Origin of the sequence: Erwinia persicina NBRC 102418 (assembly GCF_001571305.1) — a bacterium.
GTDB classification, from domain to species: Bacteria; Pseudomonadota; Gammaproteobacteria; order Enterobacterales; family Enterobacteriaceae; genus Erwinia; species Erwinia persicina.
The window spans coordinates 156,648-178,143 of record NZ_BCTN01000010.1; the positions used below are offsets into that span (position 1 = coordinate 156,648).

At 52.9% G+C, this 21,496-nt stretch carries 21 protein-coding genes; 14 read left to right on the plus strand and 7 right to left on the minus strand.

Going from position 1 to position 21,496, the window contains the following annotated elements; genetic code table 11:
- Positions 1-66 precede the first annotated feature (66 nt).
- Positions 67-1,044, minus strand: coding sequence for an elongation factor P--(R)-beta-lysine ligase (gene epmA / locus EPE01S_RS13030; protein WP_062745707.1), 978 nt, complete (start codon positions 1,042-1,044; stop codon positions 67-69).
- A 315-nt stretch (positions 1,045-1,359) separates the two neighbouring features.
- On the opposite strand from epmA, the gene frdA reads away from it, so the two are divergent.
- From frdA to EPE01S_RS13055, 5 genes are read left to right on the plus strand one after another with little or no spacing between them, the layout of a single operon-like run.
- Entirely contained in the window at positions 1,360-3,150 is a 1,791-nt protein-coding gene (gene frdA / locus EPE01S_RS13035) for a fumarate reductase (quinol) flavoprotein subunit (protein WP_062745710.1), read from the plus strand.
- Entirely contained in the window at positions 3,143-3,877 is a 735-nt protein-coding gene (locus tag EPE01S_RS13040) for a succinate dehydrogenase/fumarate reductase iron-sulfur subunit (protein ID WP_062745713.1), read from the plus strand. The genes frdA and EPE01S_RS13040 overlap by 8 nt, the downstream gene beginning before the upstream one ends.
- 11 nt (positions 3,878-3,888) lie before the next feature.
- Positions 3,889-4,284: a fumarate reductase subunit FrdC gene (gene frdC / locus EPE01S_RS13045; RefSeq protein WP_062745716.1), complete on the plus strand. Its 396-nt coding sequence runs from the start codon at positions 3,889-3,891 to the stop codon at positions 4,282-4,284.
- A 6-nt stretch (positions 4,285-4,290) separates the two neighbouring features.
- The gene (frdD, locus tag EPE01S_RS13050) at positions 4,291-4,650 is read left to right on the plus strand and encodes a fumarate reductase subunit FrdD (protein WP_062745719.1); all 360 of its coding nucleotides are present in this window, start codon (positions 4,291-4,293) and stop codon (positions 4,648-4,650) included.
- Positions 4,651-4,700: 50 nt separating this feature from the next.
- On the plus strand, positions 4,701-5,225 hold the full coding sequence (locus EPE01S_RS13055) for a lipocalin family protein (protein WP_062745728.1): 525 nt from the start codon (positions 4,701-4,703) through the stop codon (positions 5,223-5,225).
- Between the two features lie 41 nt (positions 5,226-5,266).
- Here the strand turns inward: EPE01S_RS13055 and EPE01S_RS13060 are convergent, their stop codons facing one another.
- Entirely contained in the window at positions 5,267-5,398 is a 132-nt protein-coding gene (locus EPE01S_RS13060; RefSeq protein WP_062745730.1) for an entericidin A/B family lipoprotein, read from the minus strand.
- 161 nt (positions 5,399-5,559) lie between these two features.
- On the minus strand, positions 5,560-6,126 hold the full coding sequence (gene efp, locus EPE01S_RS13065; RefSeq protein ID WP_062745732.1) for an elongation factor P: 567 nt from the start codon (positions 6,124-6,126) through the stop codon (positions 5,560-5,562).
- A gap of 40 nt (positions 6,127-6,166) precedes the next feature.
- Here efp and epmB point away from each other — a divergent pair, with 40 nt between their 5' ends.
- Complete coding sequence (epmB, locus tag EPE01S_RS13070) at positions 6,167-7,195, plus strand: EF-P beta-lysylation protein EpmB (RefSeq protein ID WP_062745735.1); 1,029 nt, start codon at positions 6,167-6,169, stop codon at positions 7,193-7,195.
- Positions 7,196-7,276: 81 nt separating this feature from the next.
- On the opposite strand, the gene EPE01S_RS13075 is transcribed toward epmB, so the two are convergent.
- The gene (locus EPE01S_RS13075) at positions 7,277-7,624 is read right to left on the minus strand and encodes a DUF4156 domain-containing protein (protein ID WP_062745737.1); all 348 of its coding nucleotides are present in this window, start codon (positions 7,622-7,624) and stop codon (positions 7,277-7,279) included.
- Between the two features lie 417 nt (positions 7,625-8,041).
- Between EPE01S_RS13075 and EPE01S_RS13080 the strand changes: the two genes are divergently transcribed.
- The 4 genes from EPE01S_RS13080 to EPE01S_RS13095 all read left to right on the plus strand — a co-directional run bounded on the left by EPE01S_RS13080 (position 8,042) and on the right by EPE01S_RS13095 (position 12,841).
- Entirely contained in the window at positions 8,042-8,695 is a 654-nt protein-coding gene (locus tag EPE01S_RS13080) for a DUF1120 domain-containing protein (RefSeq protein WP_157076018.1), read from the plus strand.
- A gap of 244 nt (positions 8,696-8,939) precedes the next feature.
- Positions 8,940-9,605 (plus strand): DUF1120 domain-containing protein, encoded by a 666-nt coding sequence (locus EPE01S_RS13085; RefSeq protein ID WP_084344202.1) that lies wholly within the window; start codon positions 8,940-8,942, stop codon positions 9,603-9,605.
- Positions 9,606-9,671: 66 nt separating this feature from the next.
- Complete coding sequence (locus tag EPE01S_RS13090; RefSeq protein ID WP_072277457.1) at positions 9,672-10,373, plus strand: fimbria/pilus chaperone family protein; 702 nt, start codon at positions 9,672-9,674, stop codon at positions 10,371-10,373.
- Positions 10,373-12,841: a fimbria/pilus outer membrane usher protein gene (locus EPE01S_RS13095; RefSeq protein ID WP_062745753.1), complete on the plus strand. Its 2,469-nt coding sequence runs from the start codon at positions 10,373-10,375 to the stop codon at positions 12,839-12,841. The genes EPE01S_RS13090 and EPE01S_RS13095 overlap by 1 nt, the downstream gene beginning before the upstream one ends.
- A gap of 97 nt (positions 12,842-12,938) precedes the next feature.
- Here the strand turns inward: EPE01S_RS13095 and groL are convergent, their stop codons facing one another.
- The 3 genes from groL to EPE01S_RS13110 form a co-directional block, all read right to left on the minus strand.
- Positions 12,939-14,582, minus strand: a complete 1,644-nt coding sequence (groL, locus tag EPE01S_RS13100) for a chaperonin GroEL (protein ID WP_062745755.1) — start codon at positions 14,580-14,582, stop codon at positions 12,939-12,941.
- A gap of 47 nt (positions 14,583-14,629) precedes the next feature.
- Positions 14,630-14,923 (minus strand): co-chaperone GroES, encoded by a 294-nt coding sequence (locus EPE01S_RS13105; RefSeq protein ID WP_062745758.1) that lies wholly within the window; start codon positions 14,921-14,923, stop codon positions 14,630-14,632.
- 229 nt (positions 14,924-15,152) lie between these two features.
- Positions 15,153-15,614: an FxsA family protein gene (locus tag EPE01S_RS13110; RefSeq protein WP_062745761.1), complete on the minus strand. Its 462-nt coding sequence runs from the start codon at positions 15,612-15,614 to the stop codon at positions 15,153-15,155.
- Between the two features lie 367 nt (positions 15,615-15,981).
- On the opposite strand from EPE01S_RS13110, the gene aspA reads away from it, so the two are divergent.
- The 4 genes from aspA (at position 15,982) to EPE01S_RS13130 (ending at position 21,392) form a co-directional block, all read left to right on the plus strand.
- Positions 15,982-17,418, plus strand: coding sequence for an aspartate ammonia-lyase (gene aspA / locus EPE01S_RS13115; RefSeq protein ID WP_062745764.1), 1,437 nt, complete (start codon positions 15,982-15,984; stop codon positions 17,416-17,418).
- A gap of 117 nt (positions 17,419-17,535) precedes the next feature.
- Positions 17,536-18,837 carry an anaerobic C4-dicarboxylate transporter gene (locus EPE01S_RS13120; protein WP_062745766.1) on the plus strand — a complete coding sequence of 434 codons (1,302 nt, stop codon included), beginning with the start codon at positions 17,536-17,538 and terminating at the stop codon, positions 18,835-18,837.
- Positions 18,838-19,059: 222 nt separating this feature from the next.
- Positions 19,060-20,769: a protein-disulfide reductase DsbD gene (locus EPE01S_RS13125; protein WP_062745769.1), complete on the plus strand. Its 1,710-nt coding sequence runs from the start codon at positions 19,060-19,062 to the stop codon at positions 20,767-20,769.
- 44 nt (positions 20,770-20,813) lie between these two features.
- Positions 20,814-21,392 (plus strand): transcriptional regulator, encoded by a 579-nt coding sequence (locus tag EPE01S_RS13130; RefSeq protein WP_062745772.1) that lies wholly within the window; start codon positions 20,814-20,816, stop codon positions 21,390-21,392.
- The last annotated feature ends 104 nt before the right edge of the window (positions 21,393-21,496 follow it).

The following is a 21,496-nucleotide window of genomic DNA, read 5'->3' on the forward strand; positions in this document are numbered from 1 at the left end:
GTGATCATTCAGCCCTGACGCCGGGATCCTGACGGGGCGCACCGACTTTTCAGTGCGCCCTGCGCGTTAACAACGATCGACGGTAAATGCAATCACATCACTGAGCTGCTCGGCCTTCAGGGCCAGCATCACAATACGATCCACGCCCAGCGCCACGCCGGAACATTCCGGCATCCCGTGAGCCAGCGCGTCGAGCAGATGAGTATCAATCGGCTGCACCGGCAGGCCGGCTGCGGCACGTTTACGGTTATCCTGCTCAAAGCGCAGGCGCTGTTCGCGGCTGTCGGTAAGCTCACGGAAACCATTGGCCAGTTCAATCCCTTTGAAATAGACCTCGAAGCGCTCTGCCACGCGATGATCTTCCGTGCTGATCTCAGCCAGCGACGCCTGGCTTGCCGGAAAGTGATAAACGAAAGCGGGTTTCTCTTTACCAATCTCAGGCTCCACGCCCAGCATAAACAGCAGCTGTAAAAGCGTGTCGCGATCTTCTTCCCGATGGGCCAGATCGCCTGCGCCCAGCTTCACGGCGGCCTCACGCAGCTGCGCTTTATCGGCCGACAGTGGGTCAATCTCCAGATGACGAATAAACGCCTGCTGGTAGGAAAGGGTTTCTGCCGGCGCACACTCCAGCACCTGCTGTAACAGATCGTCCACCTCGTTCATCAGGCGGTACATATCATAGTGTGGCCGGTACCACTCCAGCATGGTGAATTCGGGATTATGGTGCCGCCCCATCTCTTCATTACGGAAGCTGCGGCACAACTGAAAGATCGGGCCACTGCCCGCTGCCAGCAGGCGCTTCATATGGTATTCAGGGCTGGTCATCAGATAAAGATCGATGCCTGCGGCGGCGCCGGGCCCCACAAACCGCGTCTGGAACGGGAACAGATGCACGTCCGTCACCGTTGCCTGGCTCATCGCCGGGGTTTCCACTTCCAGTACGCCGCGATCGGCAAAGAAACGCCGGATTTCAGCCATAATCGCCGCACGCTTCAATAAATTGGCGATGGGTGCACAAGGCCGCCAGCTGGCCGAATCGCTCATCTTTTTTACTCCACAGTCAGTAGGGGCAGGAAGTCTACCTGTACCGGCAGCAACACACAATTCTACGTCGAAAAAACCAGCAACCTGTTTAACCACAAAAATAAAGTGGTTTTCATCTGCTACCCGCCCAAATGGCCGAACACATCAAATTAGCGTGTTTTTAACCCGCCTATACTGGGCGGCGACAGGCGAGTAGACCGACCCGCCATGCCTCTGGAAAAATTTTAAACACACCATACCTTCACTATTTCACCCCGCAGAATACGCTTTAATAGCGATGCGGTGGGAAGTATGACGGGTATAAGGGAGGAAGCTGTGCAAACCCTGAATGCCGATTTGGTCATTGTTGGTGCCGGTGGTGCCGGGCTTCGTGCCGCGATTGCCGCTGCCGAAGCCAACCCACGATTAAAAATTGCCCTGATATCCAAGGTCTATCCGATGCGCAGCCACACCGTGGCCGCCGAGGGGGGCGCCGCTGCGGTCACCCAGCAGCAGGACAGCTTTGATTCCCACTTTCACGATACCGTTGCCGGCGGCGACTGGCTGTGTGAGCAGCCGGTCGTGGACTACTTTGTCCAGCACTGTCCGCAGGAAATGGCGCAGATGGAGCTGTGGGGCTGCCCGTGGAGCCGTAAAGAAGACGGATCGATTAACGTGCGCCGTTTTGGTGGCATGAAGATCGAGCGCACCTGGTTTGCCGCCGATAAGACCGGTTTTCATATGCTGCACACCCTGTTTCAGACTTCACTGAAATACCCGCAGATCCAGCGTCTGGATGAGCATTTTGTCCTCGACCTGCTGGTAGATGATGGCGTCGCGCACGGTGTGGTGACCCTTAACATGATGGAGGGTACGCTGCTGGAGGTGCGCGCGCAGTCTGTGATCCTCGCCACCGGCGGGGCCGGACGCGTCTACCGTTATAACACTAACGGCGGCATCGTCACTGGCGACGGTATGGGCATGGCGTTTCGTCATGGTGTTCCGCTACGCGATATGGAATTTGTCCAGTATCACCCGACCGGCCTGCCGGGTTCGGGCATTCTGATGACGGAAGGCTGTCGGGGCGAAGGCGGTATCCTGGTCAATAAAGACGGCTACCGTTATCTGCAGGATTACGGCATGGGGCCGGAAACCCCGCTCGGTGAACCAAGAAATAAATATATGGAACTGGGGCCCCGCGATAAGGTTTCCCAGGCCTTCTGGCACGAGTGGCGCGCCGGGCGTACCATCGCCACCCCGCGGGGTGATGTCGTGTACCTTGACCTGCGCCATCTGGGTGAGAAAAAGCTACGGGAGCGACTGCCCTTTATCTGCGAACTGAGCAAAGCCTACGTCGGGGTCGACCCGATTACCGCCCCTATTCCGGTTCGTCCGACCGCGCACTACACCATGGGCGGCATTGAAACCAACAACCAGTGTGAAACCCGTATTCAGGGTCTGTTTGCCGTCGGCGAATGCTCATCTGTCGGGCTGCACGGCGCTAACCGCCTGGGGTCCAACTCGCTGGCCGAGCTGGTGGTCTTTGGTCGCCTGGCCGGCGAACAGGCTGCACAGCGGGCCTCCCAGCCACATCCACTGCGCGACACCGTCCTCAGCGCACAGCGCAACGATATTGAAAAACGCCTGCATGGCCTGGTGAACCAGCAGGGCAACGAAAATGCAGCCACCCTGCGCGACGAAATGGGCATGGCCATGGAAGAGGGCTGCGGCATTTACCGCACCACCGAACTGATGCAAAAAACGATCGATAAACTGGCCGAACTGAAGCAGCGTTTTTCCCGCCTGCGCGTTACCGATACCTCCAGCGTATTCAATACCGAACTGCTGTACGCTGTTGAGCTGGCCCACGGGCTGGATGTGGCGGAGTGTATGGCCCATTCGGCCATCCAGCGGAAAGAGTCTCGCGGCGCTCACCAGCGACTGGATGAAGGCTGCACTACACGCGACGACGAACACTTCCTCGCTCATACCCTGACATTCTACAACCCGCAGGGTGCCCCTGCGGTCGCCTATGATCCGGTCACGATTACCCATCTCCCGCCAGCCGCACGCGTGTATGGCGCGGCCTCTGAGGACAAAACCCCTAAGGAGCCTGCTCATGAGTGAGAGCAAACGCCGTCAGATTGATATTCTGCGTTACAACCCGGAAAGCGATCGCGTTCCGCGCAACGAGATTTTTGACGTGCCGTGGGATGAAACCACCTCGCTGCTTGATGCACTGGGTTATATCAAAGATAACCTCGCTTTTGACCTGTCGTATCGCTGGTCTTGTCGCATGGCCATCTGTGGCTCCTGCGGCATGATGGTGAATGGCATACCGAAGCTGGCCTGTAAAACCTTCCTGCGTGACTACCCGTCCGGAATGAAGATCGAGCCGCTGGCTAACTTCCCGATTGAACGCGATCTGGTGGTGGATATGACCCACTTTATTGAGAGTCTGGAAGCCATCAAACCCTGGATCATCGGCAACACGCGCAGTGCCAGTGAAGGCCCAGGGCGGCAAACGCCGGCGCAGATGGCGAAATACCATCAGTTCTCCGGCTGTATCAACTGCGGCCTGTGCTATGCCGCCTGTCCGCAGTTTGGCCTCAACCCGGAATTTATTGGCCCGGCAGCCATCACCCTCGCCCACCGCTATAACCTTGACAGCCGCGACCAGGGTAAGGCCCAGCGAATGCCGCAGCTTAACGGTATTAACGGCGTCTGGAGCTGCACGTTTGTCGGATACTGCTCGGAAGTCTGCCCTAAACACGTGGATCCGGCCGCTGCTATCCAGCAGGGCAAAGTGGAAAGCAGCAAAGACTTTTTAATCGCCACGCTCAAACCCCATTAAGGAGGCCGTCAATGACCACAAAACGTAATGCGTATATTCGTCCAGTGCGGGGGAACTGGTGGCAGTCGCTGCCGTTTTACCGTCTGTACATGCTGCGTGAAGGCACAGCCCTTCCCGCACTGTGGTTTAGCATTGAGCTGATTATCGGCCTGTTTGCGCTCAAACTGGGGCCCGATAGCTGGGCAGGTTTCGTCAGCTTCCTGCAACACCCCACCGTCCTGTTGCTGAATCTGGTGGCGCTGGTCGCCGCCCTGCATCACAGCAAAACCTGGTTCGACCTGGCCCCCAAGGCACAGATTATTATCGTCAAAGGGGAAAAGCTGCCACCGGAGCCGGTGATCAAAGGGCTGTGGCTGGCATTGATTATCCTGAGTGGTGCGGTGCTGACCGTATCACTGCTGGCCTGAGGAGTCATGATGAAAACACAACCACAACGTTCCGATGAACCAATCTTCTGGGGACTGTTTGGCGCGGGAGGCATGTGGGCTGCGCTGGTCAGCCCGGTGATCGTTCTGCTGGTTGGGCTGCTGCTGCCGCTGGGCTGGGCACCCACAGGCGCCTTCAGCTACGAGCGCATTCTAGGCTTCGCCCAGTCACTGCCTGGGAGGGTGATCATGCTGTTGATTATCGTCCTGCCGCTGTGGTGTGCGCTGCACCGCCTGCACCACAGCCTTCACGATCTCAGGCTGCACGTTCCGGCCAGTAAACAGCTGTGCTACGGGATCGCCTCGTTATTGAGCGTGGTGGCGCTGATTGCCGTTATTGCCGTCTAAAAACGCAGTACAGGCTATACTTAAGCCATTCATTGATAAAGGAATGGTTTATGTCCCTCTGGAAAATGCTCACTGCAGGCGCCGGGGCTCTGCTCTCGGTCGCCTGTTCAACCACCCCACCGCAGGGCGTTACCCCTGTGACCGGATTCAACGCCGAACGCTACCTGGGCAGCTGGTACGAGATTGCCCGTCTGGATCACCGTTTTGAACGCGGGCTTGATCACGTCACCGCCACCTACAGCAAGCGAGACGATGGCGGCCTGAAAGTAGTCAACCGGGGTTTTAATACGAAAAAACAGCGCTGGCAGGAAAGCGTGGGCAAAGCCTATTTCACCGGCCCCAGCGATCGTGCCACCCTTAAAGTGTCCTTCTTCGGGCCATTTTACGGGGGGTATAACGTGATCGCGCTGGACAGCGATTATCAGCATGCGCTGGTGTGTGGGCCTAACCGGGAGTATTTGTGGATCCTGTCCAGAACACCGCAGCTGGATGCCGGCGTGAAAGCCGATCTGGTGGCGCAAGCGCGTCGTGCCGGGTTTGCCGTGGATAAGCTAATCTGGGTTAATCAGCAATAACGACGTCGGGCCGGTGCAGCGCGCCGGCCCGTCAAAGCAGATTAATTCGTGCTTTTCTGAATTGCCTGACCACCTGCCTCAACATCTTCACCTACGCCACGCGTGGTGTTACAAGCTGAGAGTACGGAAGAGAGCACCAGAACAGAAAGAATGGCAACAATACTTTTCTTCATAGCAATTTCCTTTTAATTAGAGATAAGTACAACGCTATAAGCATAGCTGTATTTTATCCACCTGCCCGTGGTAAGCAGAAAAAAGGTCAGTTTATGAAGATATCAGGGGGGAATAACAGAAAAGATAAGGGCCTGACGGACAGGCCCCTACTGATTCGGGCTTATTTTACGCGTGAAACGTATTCGCCAGAACGGGTATCGACTTTAATCACTTCGCCAATCTGAACAAACAGTGGCACTTTCACGACTGCACCGGTAGACAGCGTTGCTGGCTTGCCGCCTGTCCCGGCAGTATCCCCTTTCAGGCCCGGATCGGTGTCGGTGATTTCCAGCTCCACGAAGTTCGGTGGCAGCACCTGGATCGGCTTACCGTTCCACAGGGTCACGATACACTCAGCATTGTCGAGCAGCCATTTGGCCGCATCGCCCACGGTCTTCTCTTCAACAGGGTGCTGTTCGAAGGTTTCCGGGTGCATAAAGTGGTAGAACTCACCGTCGTTATACAGGTAGTTCAGGTTGGTATCGACGACATCAGCGCCTTCAGCGGAGTCGGTAGATTTAAACGTTTTCTCAACGCGCGTTCCGGTCAGCAGACGGCGCATTTTAACGCGTGCGAATGCCTGGCCTTTACCTGGCTTCACAAACTCGCTGGATTCGATGGCATAAGGCTCGCCTTCGAACATGATTTTAAGACCGGGACGGAAATCGTTGCTAGAATAAGTCGCCATGAAGGCCCTCTAAATTTATAACTGGTACTTAGCCAAAAAAATGGCACACATTGTAACCCTAAATACCCCTGTGCGAGAAGAATGGTTGCATCAACTTGCCGATGTAATCACTGATCCGGATGAATTACTGCAACTTTTAGCGTTGCAACACCACCCTGAACTGGTTTCAGGCCATGACGCACGGCGTCTTTTTGCCCTGCGCGTCCCGCGGGCCTTCGCTGCACGCATGCGTAAAGGCGATCCACAGGATCCTCTGCTGCTTCAGGTGATCACCTCGCAGCAGGAGTTCGTTGATGCACCGGGTTACAGTACCGATCCGCTGGATGAGCAGAGCAGCGTGGTGCCGGGTCTGTTACATAAATATCGTAATCGTGCGCTGTTGCTGGTCAAAGGCGGCTGTGCCGTCAATTGCCGTTACTGTTTTCGCCGCCATTTTCCCTACTCTGATAACCAGGGCAATAAACGCAACTGGCAGCAAGCCCTGGAGTATATCCGACAACAGCCAGAACTGGATGAGATTATTTTCTCCGGGGGCGATCCGCTGATGGCGAAGGATCATGAACTGGACTGGTTGATTGGCGAGCTGGAGCAGATCCCACATATCAGACGCCTGCGCATCCACACCCGTCTGCCGGTGGTGATCCCCAAACGCATCACGGAAACGCTGTGTCAGCGGCTGTCTCAGTCGCGTCTGCAAACGCTGATGGTCACCCATATCAACCACGCGCAGGAGATCGATGACGATCTGCGTCACGCAATGCAAAGGCTCAAGCGGGCCGGGGTGACGCTGCTCAATCAGAGCGTATTGCTGCGCGGCATTAACGACCATGCCGTCACGCTGGCTACATTAAGTAATGCGCTCTTTGATGCCGGGATCCTGCCCTATTACCTGCACGTGCTGGATAAAGTGCAGGGTGCTGCGCATTTTTATGTCGACGACGAGCGCGCACGCGGCATTATGCGTGAACTGCTGAGCAGAGTGTCGGGCTATATGGTGCCGAAACTGGCGCGGGAAATTGGTGGGGAGCCGAGCAAAACGCCGCTGGATCTTCAGCTGCGTCAGGAGTAAATCAGGCCGGCCTGAAAATAAAAAGGGTGGGCACAAAGGCCACCCTTAGTTAGCGCTGTATGTCCCGTCAGGCGACAACGATTACGGACACTTATAGACCTGGCCGCTCATTTTGCTGTCCAGCGGTGCGAAGCTGGACCAGATGTTCTGAGTGGGGCTGGTGGCACCATAAATGACATTGCCGCCCATCTCAGCGGCGCGATTACGCAGGTCATTTGCAGCGCCGCGCAGTGAACTGCCTTCGCCACCGGAACCTGAGAACCAGTTACTTTGCGATCCCGTCACGTTGCCCAGCAACTGGCAACTGCTGGCCGGTTGCTGATCGGTAAAGGTGACGCGTTCGCCCGCAGAACTCAGCGTGTTAGAAGAAGAGCTACAGCCTGCCAGCAACAGGGCCGCCACAGAAAGTCCCAGGAAGTTAATCCGCATTATAATCCTCATTTATTATCATCAGTTTCAAGCAGGCATCATGAAAGCTTTCCAACTCTTTACCTGAGAAAACAGTGCCAACATTGTTCAGGCCCACGCTGCGCGCCCCTTACTTATACCCTTTTCAGCAACAAAAAAAAACATCCCTGCAAGGCAAAAAGAAGGGGAAAGTGTCATCATTGTTAATGTAATAGCTATCATTACCAGAAGAATATTAATTTTAATAATTTCCAATAGAAGATGACAAATAGGCATCCAGGATTTTAAAAAAAAGCTTCCTTCCTTTTTATTCGGAAAGTTCTAATTAACAATGCCAGTCATCATGACTGGCAATAAATCAATTTCATTCTTGACAAACTTAATATTTTTATGATTCTATATGCAACATATAGCTACTAACCTCGTAATGGATTACCTGTGAATGTAAGCAAGTTAATACCCTTTCGTATTATTACTATTGTCACTGCTCTTTTTATCGCTTCAAGTAATGCGACATCACAAGCATCCTTAACTTTGCAGGGGGAGATTTTACCCAGCTCCTGTGATATCACTATGGATAGCAGTGGCAAAGTGCAGCTTGGGAAAATGAATACACCTAATTTTTCCTCCGAAAAAAAAAGCATCCGCTTACCAGAAAGAAACATCATTGTTAGTATTAATTGCCCGGCAGCCACCTTATTCGGCATTCGCCCTATGGACATTGCAATAAATGCAGGCAATGTTAAGCATGATGGTTCAGGAGATAATACTGTATTCAGTCTCGGCCTGACGGCTTCCGGGCAGGCCATTGGGGGCTATTATGCCAGCATCAATAAATCGCTCTCTTCGGTTGATGGCAAACAGCCTGATAATATTATTGCCTCTCGTGATCAAGGAAATAGCTGGAATCTCGCCCAGGGTAACCTCTCTGCTAAAGGGGAAAATGTCTATTCCTGGGGAGAACAGACGCAGCCACATAGTGCACGTTCAGTTAAAGTCAGCTTAATTATTACACCGTTTTTATTCAAAAATAATTACAGTGACACGGTAAATATAGAGGGACTCAGCAGTTTTGAACTGGTTTACCTCTGATAACACCGACAATATTCCACGTCCGGTAAAGAACCTCGGCATTCACAAATCTCACCAGGATAATTGCTAATAAAGCAGCCATAAAAATCAACAAACTCATTAATCCAGGAATGTCGAAGAAGTAATGAATTCGCAACAAAGATATAACAATCTGTTTTAGGTTCCACCAAAAAGGAAAATGTATCACTTAAAATGATACAGATGCATTGAGATTCTCCATCAAATCATTAAAGGACTATATGAAATGAAAAAAACAGCCATCGTTATAGCACTTCTAAGCAGTGTCGCTGCTTCCGGTGTCGCAAATGCAGCTAACTCACAGGCAACAATGAAACTTGAAGGTAGCATTATTCCTGCTACTTGTAATATCAAAGTGAATGGCTCTACCTCCAGTACCCTGTCACTGGGGAAAATAACTGCAGCACAGTTGGAGCAGAATGGTGGCACCACCCTTCTGCCAAATAAAAACGTTAGCCTGAACATCACCTGCCCAAGCCCAACCTTTGTTGGTTTCCAGGTGATGGATCTGGGTGAAAAAGCTGGTCAGGTTGAATTAAGTGGCGTCAAAGATACAGGCCTGTTTAGTCTGGGTACCACGAAGAGCGGTGCGATTGTTGGTGGATACTTTATTGATTTTGAATCAGGAAAAATTGATGCAAAAAAAGTGACCAACTTTATTTCTTCAGCGTCATTAGACGGAAAATGGAGTAAGTTCACAGGTAAGCTCGATGCAATGAAAAAGAGCATTTACTCCTGGAGCACAGAAAGTGCAATGTCCTACCCTTCTATTGGTTTCTCACATGAAGTTGGGTTGACTATTCATCCTTACATCAATCCACTGTCAGCTTCAGACGCGGCAGACAAAATTGAACTGAGCGGTGAAGCAACTTATGACCTCGTTTATCTGTAATCATTTCTTCTTGTAATATCTCTCAGGGGATCCTTTCGGGTCCCCTCTTTTCACACCAGAGGTAATATGAAGTCTCTTACCGTAATGCACACAACCCTCGCGTTGATGTTAATCACTTTCGCCTCATCCTTGTCCGCCATTATGAAACCAGAGTCATCAATGTTACTCATTAATGAAGCCGATGGGGGGGGAAGTATTAATGTCGAAAATATGGCAACCGAAGAATCGCTGCTCTATGTTAAAATCACTGATTTACCTGACGATCCTCAGCCAAAGCTTCTGGTGACCCAACCCGTCATGCGAGTAGGTGCACAGCAAACTCAACGCGTGCGTTTTATTCTAAAAAGCGACCGACCTTTAGAAAAGGAACATTTAAAACGTGTAACTTTTGAGGGTATCAGCCCCAAAAAAGCAGAAGGGAATAACGATATCTCCCTGAATATTCGTCATAATATACCCGTGATTATCCACCCTAAAGGGCTGCCATTTATTGCCGATCCATGGAAAGAGCTTGTCTGGTCTCAGAGTGGCAGTACATTGACGGTAAAGAATCCAGGAAAATATATTGTCCGCCTTGCGCAGAATGTAAAATTACTGCCTTCAGGTTCTGCAACTCCCCTTGAAAAAAGCTATGTTCTCCCTGGCCAGACGTTAAGCATGCAGATAAAAGATGATAAGACGGCAGGACAGTTACAAAAAGTGAGTATTGAAACTCTGTCCAAGTATGGTTATGAAACCGGAACCGTTGAAATGCCTGTATCGCACTAATGTTTATGGTGAAAAGGACTTTTACCATATGTAATGATAGCCTCGCCATAAAAAAACCAGGTGCTCTGGCCGGCGGGTTATTACTCCTGATGGTCTTTGGTCATGCCAAAGGTTCCGAGCCACCTGCCTCTCATCCAGAATCAACGAAAACAACCTGGGATATCGAGGCGCTAAAGCGGCGTGGGATCATATCTGAGCAGGTGGAAAACCTTGATAAGTTGAACGAAATCCCTCCCGGAGAAAATTTAGTTGATATTAACCTTAACGGTGCGTTTAAAACCTCTTTTCAAGTTAATGTGAATGACCAAGGTATTATTTGCTTCACTCCGGCGCTTTTTGATGCTCTGGGGATCTCCGTTTCGGATAGTAATCCAAAAGAGGGGTGCTATGACTGGATTAGTGAGCAACCCGGCACCAGCGTTGCCTGGCAGAGTGAGTCACAAACACTGAGCATCGTTGTCCCACCTGATGTGCTGCAGCAGGAGAGCAACGGTGATTATGGCGGCATCGCAGGCCATATAAACTACAACTATTACTCCAGCATGAACAAAAGCGCATATCAAAAGCAACGCTACAGTTGGCTATCACTCAGCAGCGGAATTAATATTTCTAACTGGATGATCCGCAGCCAACAAAATGTTCAGGATAATCAGGGAGAAATTAGCACAACCATCAACTCCACCTATGTAGAACGCTATCTCAGTAGTCTGAATAAAATTTTTCAGGCGGGCGAAATTAGCACCAGAAACACACTTTTTCCGTTAGGCCAGTTACGTGGCTTTCAGCTTTATCCCGATGATGCCCTTGACAGCAACAGTGCAACCGGTGTCTCTGTTGACGGTATGGCCAGTACCTCTCAGGCCCGCGTTGAGGTACGCCAATATAATCAGCTGATCTACAGTACGCTGGTTGCAGCGGGTCCGTTTCATCTGCCAAATATTCCGGTGCAAAACCGCAACGCTGAACTGGACGTTACCGTATTGGAAACGAGCGGGGAGACGCAACAGTTTATTGTACCCGCCATTCAGTTAATGAACACGTCCCAGCCTGAAAACCGCGGTTTCAGCCTGTCTTTCGGTAAATTACAAGATCAGCCAAGTGATGACGCTAAGATCCCGGCCATACTCACGCTAAATAAAAACTGGCAGCCTCTGAACAGAATGTCGCTGCGTACCGGATCATTGCTGAGTGGCAAATACCAGTCTGTTGCTGCAGCAATGAATGGCCAGATTGCGTCGGTGCCCGGTCAGTCCTTTTCATTACAGGTCCTGCTGGCGCAAGACCATTACCAGCATAAGAAAAGCGCGCAGGTGCGTGTCTTCAGCAACCATGCTCTGACAAAAAATCTGTCGCTGTCGCTGGGAGCCAGTAAAAATACACCGGGTTATGCCTCAATAGAAGAAGCCAGTTTGCGGGCGAGGCGCAAAGATAAGTGGAGCTACAGTGCTGATAATTCAGAGTTAAATCTGGGGTTCAGCTGGAATAGCGAAACACTAGGTACACTTTCATTCACTCATAGTCTGACAACCAGCTATCCCGACAACGATCGCTGGCGCTACTCTATGCTTACCTGGAACCGGCGCTTCGAAAATGGGTTACAGCTCACAACCAGCGCCTCTCGGGCAAAAAGCCGCGACAGGAGCAATAAAAGCCTCAATATTAACCTGAGTTGGCCACTGGGCGAGAAACGTATCCGCCATTATTATCGTTCCTCCAATCAGAGAAATATAATGGGCAGCGATATCAATCTCCCGCTGGGCACCAGCAATAATTTGCAACTCGCCGTTGAGGAAAACAGCAAAGATCGCAATCGTTCGTTGCAAAGTTCACTCAGTAGCGACCTGCGCTACACCAATGTAAATACCAGCGTGCAGTTGGATAACCAGCACCAGCGTAACTACAGTATTAACGGTAATGGTTCACTAGTCGTACACAATAAGGGAGTGACCTTTAGCAACAGTAGCGTTCAGGATACTTATGGCATACTCAGCCTCAATCGCCCACTGGCAGGGGTGCCCGTGATTTCGCCATCAGGAACGTCCTGGACGGATTGGCGCGGAATGGCGCTCATTTCATCATTGTCGCCCTGGCATGATAATGCCATTGACGTTGACGTTGATAAGCTCCCCAAAAATGTCGATGTCAGCAACGGACATCGCACACTGCGGCCCGCACGGGGATCGGTAAAACAAGTGCAGATAAACATGTTGTCCGGAACCCGTCTGCTAATGACGATCTCTTTAGCCAATGGCCAGCTATTACCCAAGAGCAGCACGCTTTGGATTGGTAAAAGGCTAGTCGCAGAAGCGGTGGATGAAGGGCTGGCTTTTATCAACAATGCTGACAGCAAAGGCACTTTTCATGTGAAGATCGCCCAGTCAACCGATGAGTGCGACATTCAGTATCAGTTAAAGGATGCAACCGATGAGGATGCTCTCTACGAGCAGCTTAGTCTGACCTGCCAGTAGCTCAAAATGAGTAAAAAAAAGCCCGGTAAGGCTTTCACCTTACCGGGCGTTGGCTTTTTTCTGTCCTTTTAACCGCGACAGAAAAGGCAGGGGAGAATTACATCATTCCGCCCATACCGCCCATACCACCCATGCCGCCAGCACCTAAATCAGGCGCGTCGCCTTTAGGCAGGTCAGTCACCATACATTCGGTGGTGATCATCAGGCCAGCAACAGAAGCCGCGTACTGCAGTGCAGAACGGGTAACTTTGGTTGGATCCAGAATACCGAAGTCGATCATGTCGCCGTACTCTTCAGTCTGCGCGTTGTAACCGTAGTTACCTTCGCCCGCTTTCACGTTGTTGGTCACAACAGAAGGCTCTTCGCCGGCATTAGCCACGATCTGACGCAGTGGGGATTCCATCGCGCGCAGCGCCACTTTAATACCCACGTTCTGGTCTTCATTCTGGCCACGCAGTTCAGACAGCTTAGAAGCCACACGTACCAGTGCAACACCACCACCAGCAACAACACCTTCTTCTACCGCTGCACGGGTTGCATGCAGGGCATCTTCAACGCGTGCTTTTTTCTCTTTCATTTCAACTTCAGTGGCTGCGCCCACTTTCAGAACGGCAACGCCGCCTGCCAGTTTCGCTACGCGCTCCTGCAGTTTTTCACGGTCGTAATCAGATGTTGCTTCTTCGATCTGCTGACGGATCTGCGTCACGCGACCAGAGATAGCCACTTCTTCACCGGTACCATCAATGATGATCGTGGTGTCTTTGCTGATCACAACGCGTTTCGCCTGGCCCATATCTTCCAGACCCGCTTTCTCCAGCTCCATACCGATCTCTTCAGAGATCACGGTACCACCGGTCAGAACAGCGATGTCCTGCAGCATGGCTTTACGACGGTCGCCGAAACCAGGGGCTTTAACCGCAGCCACTTTCACGATACCGCGCATGGTGTTGACCACCAGCGTTGCCAGCGCTTCGCCTTCAACATCTTCTGCGATGATCAGCAGTGGTTTACCGGCTTTCGCAACGGCTTCCAGCACTGGCAGCATTTCACGGATGTTGGAGATTTTTTTGTCAGCCAGCAGGATGAATGGAGATTCCAGCTCAACGGCGCCTGTTTCTGGCTTGTTGATGAAGTAAGGGGACAGGTAACCGCGGTCAAACTGCATACCTTCAACCACGTCCAGCTCGTCCTGCAGGCCGGTACCTTCTTCAACGGTGATCACGCCTTCTTTGCCCACTTTTTCCATCGCCTGAGCAATCAGTTCGCCCACGGTTTCGTCGGAGTTTGCAGAGATGGTGCCGACCTGAGCAATGGCTTTAGAGTCAGAGCAAGGTACAGACAGTTTTTTCAGTTCTTCAACCGCAGCGATTACCGCCTGGTCGATACCGCGCTTCAGATCCATCGGGTTCATACCCGCCGCGACGGCTTTCAGGCCTTCGGTGATGATGGACTGTGCCAGTACGGTCGCAGTAGTGGTACCGTCACCCGCAGCATCGTTAGCTTTAGAAGCCACTTCTTTCACCATCTGTGCGCCCATGTTTTCGAACTTGTCTTCCAGTTCGATTTCACGCGCAACAGAAACACCATCTTTGGTGATGGTCGGTGCACCAAAAGATTTATCCAGGACCACGTTACGGCCTTTCGGACCCAGGGTAACTTTTACTGCATCTGCCAGTACATTCACACCGCGCAGCATTTTTACGCGAGCGTCATTACCGAATTTTACGTCTTTAGCTGCCATTTTATCTTTTTCCTTAAATTCGTTACGTTCAGTGAATTACGCGCTGTTTACGCTTCAACAACGGCCAGAATGTCGTTTTCTGAGATGATCAGGACTTCTTCGTTGTCGATCTTTTCAGTTTTCGCGCCGTAGCCTTCGCTGAAGATGACCACATCACCTACTTTGACGTCTAATGGCTTCACGTCGCCATTTTCCAGGATGCGACCGTTACCGACTGCCAGGATTTCGCCACGGGTGGATTTACCCGCCGCCGATCCGGTCAGCACGATGCCGCCTGCAGATTTGGATTCAACTTCTTTACGCTTGACGATAACACGATCGTGCAATGGACGAATTTTCATTGTTAGCTCTCCTTTGAGAAGTCCAATCAGTTTTGGGATGAAAGCCGGGCATCATGAGCAACCGGCCTCGTGACGAATGAGATGCGGTCGCAGGAGAGGCCTTTCAAGGGCCAGGAGGAAATTTTTTTGCTAACTGAACTGTTTGGTGGTTTTTTGCACAATTGTCGGTTCCGGCAAAAATAAAACGGCGCCCCGTCAGGAAAGCGCCGTTTTGGCCAGGCAGCGTCACTTACTGTTTATCGTTATGACGATCGTGCTCTATCAGGTTTGACTCTTTGCGCTCGTACTCACCGTCAACGGTAAATCCACTGTCGGGGCCTGCACCCGGGCCACGCCAGACTTTCAGGTGCGGCATCAGTTTCAGTGTCAGATGTTTTTGCACCGGTGGCAACAGCAACAGCAAACCGATGAAGTCGGTAAAGAAACCTGGCAGCAGCAGCAGGAAACCTGCCAGTACCAGCGACACACTCTTGATCATCTCGGCAGCCGGGCTTTCACCGGCATTCAGCTTCTGCTGCATCAGCATAAAGTTTTTCATCCCCTGGTTTTTCACCAGCGAGATACCGATGCAGGAGGTGAAGATCACCAGCAGCATGGTCATTAATACACCCATCACGTGGGCGACCTGAATGAAGAGAGAGATCTCGATCCATACCAGGGCAAATATCACTAAGAACGGTAACCAGCGCACCGCGTTCTCCTGTATCAAGGGCCGCCCTGCAGACTGCACGGCGGCATAAAATGGCGATCGTCACGATCGATAGTATAGAAGGTGGGAACGAAAGCCCCGCTTTTCAACCGGAAATGTGGAAAATCGTTCTGCATCTTCCATTGTGAGGACGATCACATAAGATTGAAACTGTTTGATTCAGCAGGCAGTTTAAGTGATCTGGATTCAGGCTTTTACATCGCAACAGAATATGATCGTGCTCGGGTTGACGCAAACGGATAAAATGCGGCGGCAGCCGTTCCCCGGCCTGATATTCTCTGGATGTTGGCCGCTGAAACAGGCACTTAAATTGTATTGATTTAACCGGTATTCCCAACAGAAGGTTCTCATGGCTAATAACATTCGTATCGAAGAAGACCTGTTAGGTATGCGTGAAGTTCCCGCGGATGCTTACTACGGTGTTCATACTCTGCGTGCGATTGAAAACTTCTATATCAGCAACAGCAAAATCAGCGATATTCCTGAGTTTGTCCGCGGTATGGTCATGGTTAAAAAAGCAGCAGCACTGGCCAATAAAGAGCTACAGACTATCCCGCGCAACGTGGCAAATGCCATTATCAGCGCCTGTGATGAAGTGCTGAATAATGGCCGTTGCATGGATCAGTTTCCGATCGATGTCTATCAGGGCGGCGCAGGCACCTCGGTCAATATGAACACCAATGAAGTACTGGCTAACATCGGCCTGGAGCTGATGGGGCATCAGAAAGGGGAATACCAGTTCCTTAATCCGAACGACCACGTCAACAAATGCCAGTCAACGAATGATGCTTACCCGACCGGATTCCGCATCGCGGTGTACAGCTCTATTTTAAAACTGCTGGATGCTATCGGGCAGTTGAGTGAAGGCTTTCAGCGTAAAGCGGTGGAATTCAATACTATCCTGAAGATGGGCCGTACCCAGCTTCAGGACGCGGTACCAATGACCCTCGGTCAGGAGTTCCACGCCTTTAACGTCCTGTTGAATGAAGAGATCCGCTGCATCCTGCGCACCGCCGAGCTGCTGCTGGAGGTCAACCTCGGTGCAACGGCCATCGGTACCCGCCTGAATACCCCGGATGGTTATCAGCAGCTGGCCGTAGAGAAGCTGGCCGAAGTCAGCGGACTGGCGTGCGTTCCGGCGGAAGACCTGATTGAAGCCACCTCAGACTGCGGCGCCTACGTGATGGTACACAGCTCGCTGAAGCGCCTGGCGGTAAAACTGTCAAAAATCTGTAATGACCTGCGGCTGCTCTCCTCGGGGCCGCGCGCCGGGCTGAATGAAATCAACCTGCCGGAACTGCAGGCGGGATCGTCAATCATGCCTGCCAAAGTGAATCCGGTGGTGCCGGAGGTGGTCAATCAGGTGTGTTTCAAAGTCATTGGTAACGATATTACCGTGACAATGGCCTCTGAAGCCGGTCAGCTGCAGCTGAACGTGATGGAGCCGGTGATTGGCCAGGCCATGTTTGAATCCATTCATATCCTGACCAACGCCTGCTACAACCTGCTGGAAAAATGCGTAGACGGTATCACCGCCAACAAAGCCGTGTGTGAAGCCTACGTATTTAACTCCATCGGCATTGTCACCTATCTCAACCCGTATATCGGCCATCACAACGGCGATATCGTGGGTAAGATCTGTGCAGAAACCGGTAAGAGCGTCCGTGAAGTGGTGCTTGAGCGCGGCCTGCTGACCGAAAGCGAGCTGGATGATATTTTCTCAACGCAGAATCTGATGTTCCCGGTGTACAAAGCGAAACGCTATACCGATGAAAATGAACAATAACAGACCCGATAATTAGCACCCTTTTAAGGCACGTGTTCACTGAACAACGTGCCTTTTTACTTTTCGCAGCACACAAAATTTTAACGGTTTATTAGCAAAAAAATTAAGGAACACCCTATGTTATTACCTGAGCTTATCGTCGTCTTTCTCGCGATCTATCTGGGAAGTCGGCTGGGAGGGATTGGCATCGGCTTTGCCGGTGGCCTCGGGGTCCTTGTGCTGACCCTGGGCTTTCAAATCAAACCCGGCGCCATCCCGTTCGATGTGATTGAGATCATCATGGGCGTGATTGCCGCCATTGCCGCCATGCAGGTGGCCGGCGGGATGGACTACCTGGTCAACCTGGCTGAACGACTGCTGCGTAAACATCCGCGCTATATCACGCTGCTGGCCCCCCTGGTGACCTATGTGATGACCCTGCTGGCAGGAACCGGCCACACCGCCTTCTCCACGCTGCCGGTTATTGCTGAAGTGGCTAAAGAGCAGGGTGTGCGCCCTTCCCGTCCACTGTCGATTGCGGTGGTCTCCTCACAAATCGCGATTACGGCGTCACCGATTTCTGCGGCCGTTGTGTTTATGGCCGGTATCCTCGAGCCCAAAGGCATCAGCTATCTGATGCTGCTGGCGGTGGCGATCCCTTCGACGATGGCAGCGATCTTTATCGCAGCACTGGTCACCAACTTCCTCGGTAAGGAACTGAAGGACGATGAAGTCTATCAGGCCCGACTGGCAAAAGGGGAAGTCGCCCTGCGCGGTGCCAGCAAGTTTGAAGAAAAGCCGGGGGCAAAACGCTCGGTGCTGCTACTGCTGCTGGGGATTATCGCCGTGGTGTTCTATGCCACCGCCATCAGTGATGCCGTTGGTTTGATTCCGAACCCGGTACTGCCGCGTAACGAAGCGATCGTGGTGTTTATGCTGACGGTAGCCGCTCTGATCTGCTTAACCTGTAAGATCGATACCGGGGAAATCCTCGGGGCCAGCACCTTTAAATCAGGGATGAGCGCCTGTGTCTGCGTGCTCGGCGTCGCCTGGCTGGGTGACACCTTTGTTAAGGCCCACATTGGCGATATCCAGCAGGTCGCGGGTGAGCTGCTTCACGACTTCCCATGGATGCTGGCGGTGATCCTGTTCTTCGCTTCTACGCTGCTTTACTCACAGGCGGCCACCACCAAAGCACTGATGCCTGCGGCGCTGCTGCTGGGCGTTTCGCCGGTGACCGCCGTGGCCTCTTTTGCCGCGGTATCCGCCCTGTTTGTGCTGCCGACTTATCCGACGTTGCTGGCGGCGGTAGAGATGGATGACACCGGCTCCACCCGCATCGGCCGCTTTGTCTTCAACCACTCGTTCCTCATCCCCGGTACGCTGGCGATTGTGCTGTCGGTGGCCTTTGGCTTCCTTTTGGGGGGGATTATTCTCTGATGCGGTGAACAGAGGAACGGTAAAATAGCCGTCCCGACAGATCGAAGGGAAAAATACCCGCCCAACGGCTGATTGAATAAATGGCCGGTCCCTGCCCCTTAGCAGGGGCCGGCCTTCTTTTCGGTCGTCCCGTTCTGTTCCGCACGGCCCTCACCAGGGAATGTCATGCTATTATCTCCCTTTCCGCCTGGTCGGTCCCCCATGGAGAGAGCAAGACCCGTTATGACCCAGCGATTTATTCCCCTGATATTCCTGCTGTTTGCCACGCTGTTCAGCCTGAACGCCGGTGCATCGTTGTTTGACAACCACGCCAACAGCCAGTTTGTGACGGTCAATCAGGCCTTCACGTTTGATTTCACACAGAAGAACGATCGGCTCACCCTCAGCTGGCAGGTCAAACCTGGCTACTACCTTTACCGGCAGCAGATCAAGATCGGCGTTCAGGGTGCCACCCTCGCTGAATGGCAGTTGCCCGCCGGCCAGCCTCATGAAGATGAGTTCTACGGTAAAACCGAGATCTACCCTGACAGCCTGACGCTGCCGTTCACCGTCACCCAGGCCGCCGCCGGTGCAGAGATGACGGTGACCTATCAGGGCTGCGCTGCCGCCGGCTTCTGTTATCCGCCGGAAACCCGTACGGTTCCGCTTAATGCCGTTGCGGCCCACAGCGCCCCTGCCCCTGTCGCTACGGCCGATCCTGCTCCGCCGACCCGCAGCAACCTGCCTTTCTCACCCTTATGGGCGCTGCTGATCGGGATTGGTGTGGCCTTTACTCCCTGTGTACTCCCGATGTACCCGCTGATCTCCGGCATTATCCTTGGCGGGAACCGCCGCTACAGTACCGGGCGCCTGTTTGCGCTGGCCATGGTCTATGTGCAGGGCATGGCGCTGACCTACACCCTGATGGGCATCGTGGTCGCCGCTGCCGGGCTGCGCTTCCAGGCAGCATTACAGTCCCCTGCAATACTGATCGGGCTTTCCGTGGTGTTTATTGTGCTGGCGCTGTCGATGTTTGGCCTGTTTACCCTGCAGCTGCCTTCTTCACTGCAGACCCGACTGACGCTATGGAGCAACCGCCAGCAGGGGGGATCGCTGCCGGGCGTCTTCATGATGGGAGCCCTGGCCGGGCTGATCTGTTCACCCTGTACTACCGCCCCGCTCAGTGCCATCCTGCTGTATATCGCGCAAAGCGGTAATATGCTGGCAGGTGCCGGCACGCTCTATCTTTATGCGCTGGGCATGGGCCTGCCGCTGATTGCCATTACCCTGTTCGGCAACCGCCTGCTGCCAAAGAGTGGCCCGTGGATGCAGACGGTGAAAGAAGGCTTTGGCTTTGTGATCCTGGCCCTGCCGGTGTTTCTGCTGGAGCGGGTGATCGGCGATGCCTGGGGAGTTCGCCTGTGGAGTCTGCTGGCCGTTGCCTTCTTCGGCTGGGCATTTATCAGCACTCTGAGAAGCCACCGCGGCTGGCTGCGGGTACTGCAAATTCTGTTACTGGGTGCGATGCTGATCGCCGTGCGTCCTTTACAGGACTGGGCATTTGGCGATGCGAAGACGACAGAAGCTGCCCCACAGCTCACGTTTACCCGCATCAGTGATGTGCAGCAGTTGGATCAGAAGTTGGCCAACAGTGCGGGAAAAATCACCCTGCTCGACCTTTACGCTGACTGGTGCGTGGCCTGCAAGGAGTTTGAGAAATACACCTTCAGCGATCCGCAGGTGCAGGCTGCGCTGGGGCATACGCAGCTGCTACAGGCCGATGTTACCGCCAGTAATGCCGCGGACCGCGCCCTGCTGGATCATCTGAACGTACTGGGTTTACCGACCCTGCTGTTCTTTGATGCACAGGGTCATGAAATCCCCGACTCACGCGTGACCGGGTTTATGAAACCCGCCGCTTTCCGTGCACATTTGCAGAAACTGGCGCGTTAAACGACACTAAGGTTCGATAATGAAGCGTACAAGAGGAGAACCGCGTGCAGCGTGAACAAGTACTTGAACAGGCTCTGAACGTGCTGGAACAGCATGGGTTAGCGGCAACCACCTCTCTTGCCATGATGGCCGGTGAACTGGACTGTAGTGAGCAGGAACTGCAGCGCTTCTGGCCAGACCGCGATGCGTTGCTTTACGACGCGCTGCGCTACCATGGCCAGCAGATAGAGGCCTGGCGCCGCCAGCTACTGCTGGATGACAGCCAGAGTGCCGGGCAAAAACTGCTGGCGCGCTATCAGGTGCTGGCTGACGCGGTCAATCACCAGCGCTATCCCGGCTGTCTGTTTATTGCCGCCTGCAGTTTCTACCCGCAGCCAGACCACCCTATTCATCAGATTGCCGAGCAGCAGAAACAGGCTTCCTGGCAGTTCACCCACCAGCTGCTGAGCGAACTGGAAACGGATAATCCTGAAGGCGTGGCGCATCAGATGGAACTGATCCTTGAAGGCTGTCTGTCGCGACTGCTGGTGAAACGTCAGGTTCAGGACGTGGAAACCGCCCGCTGTCTGGCGGAAGATGTATTGAGCTTCGCGCTGTGCCGTAAAAACGGGGCGTTAAGCTAAAGCAGGGTGTGCCTGTACGGGTAAAAAGCAGGCAGTCGGCAGGATTTTACGACTTTTTTGTGACAAAGCCGTTGACGCCGAACGGGGTTTACGGTTTAATGCGC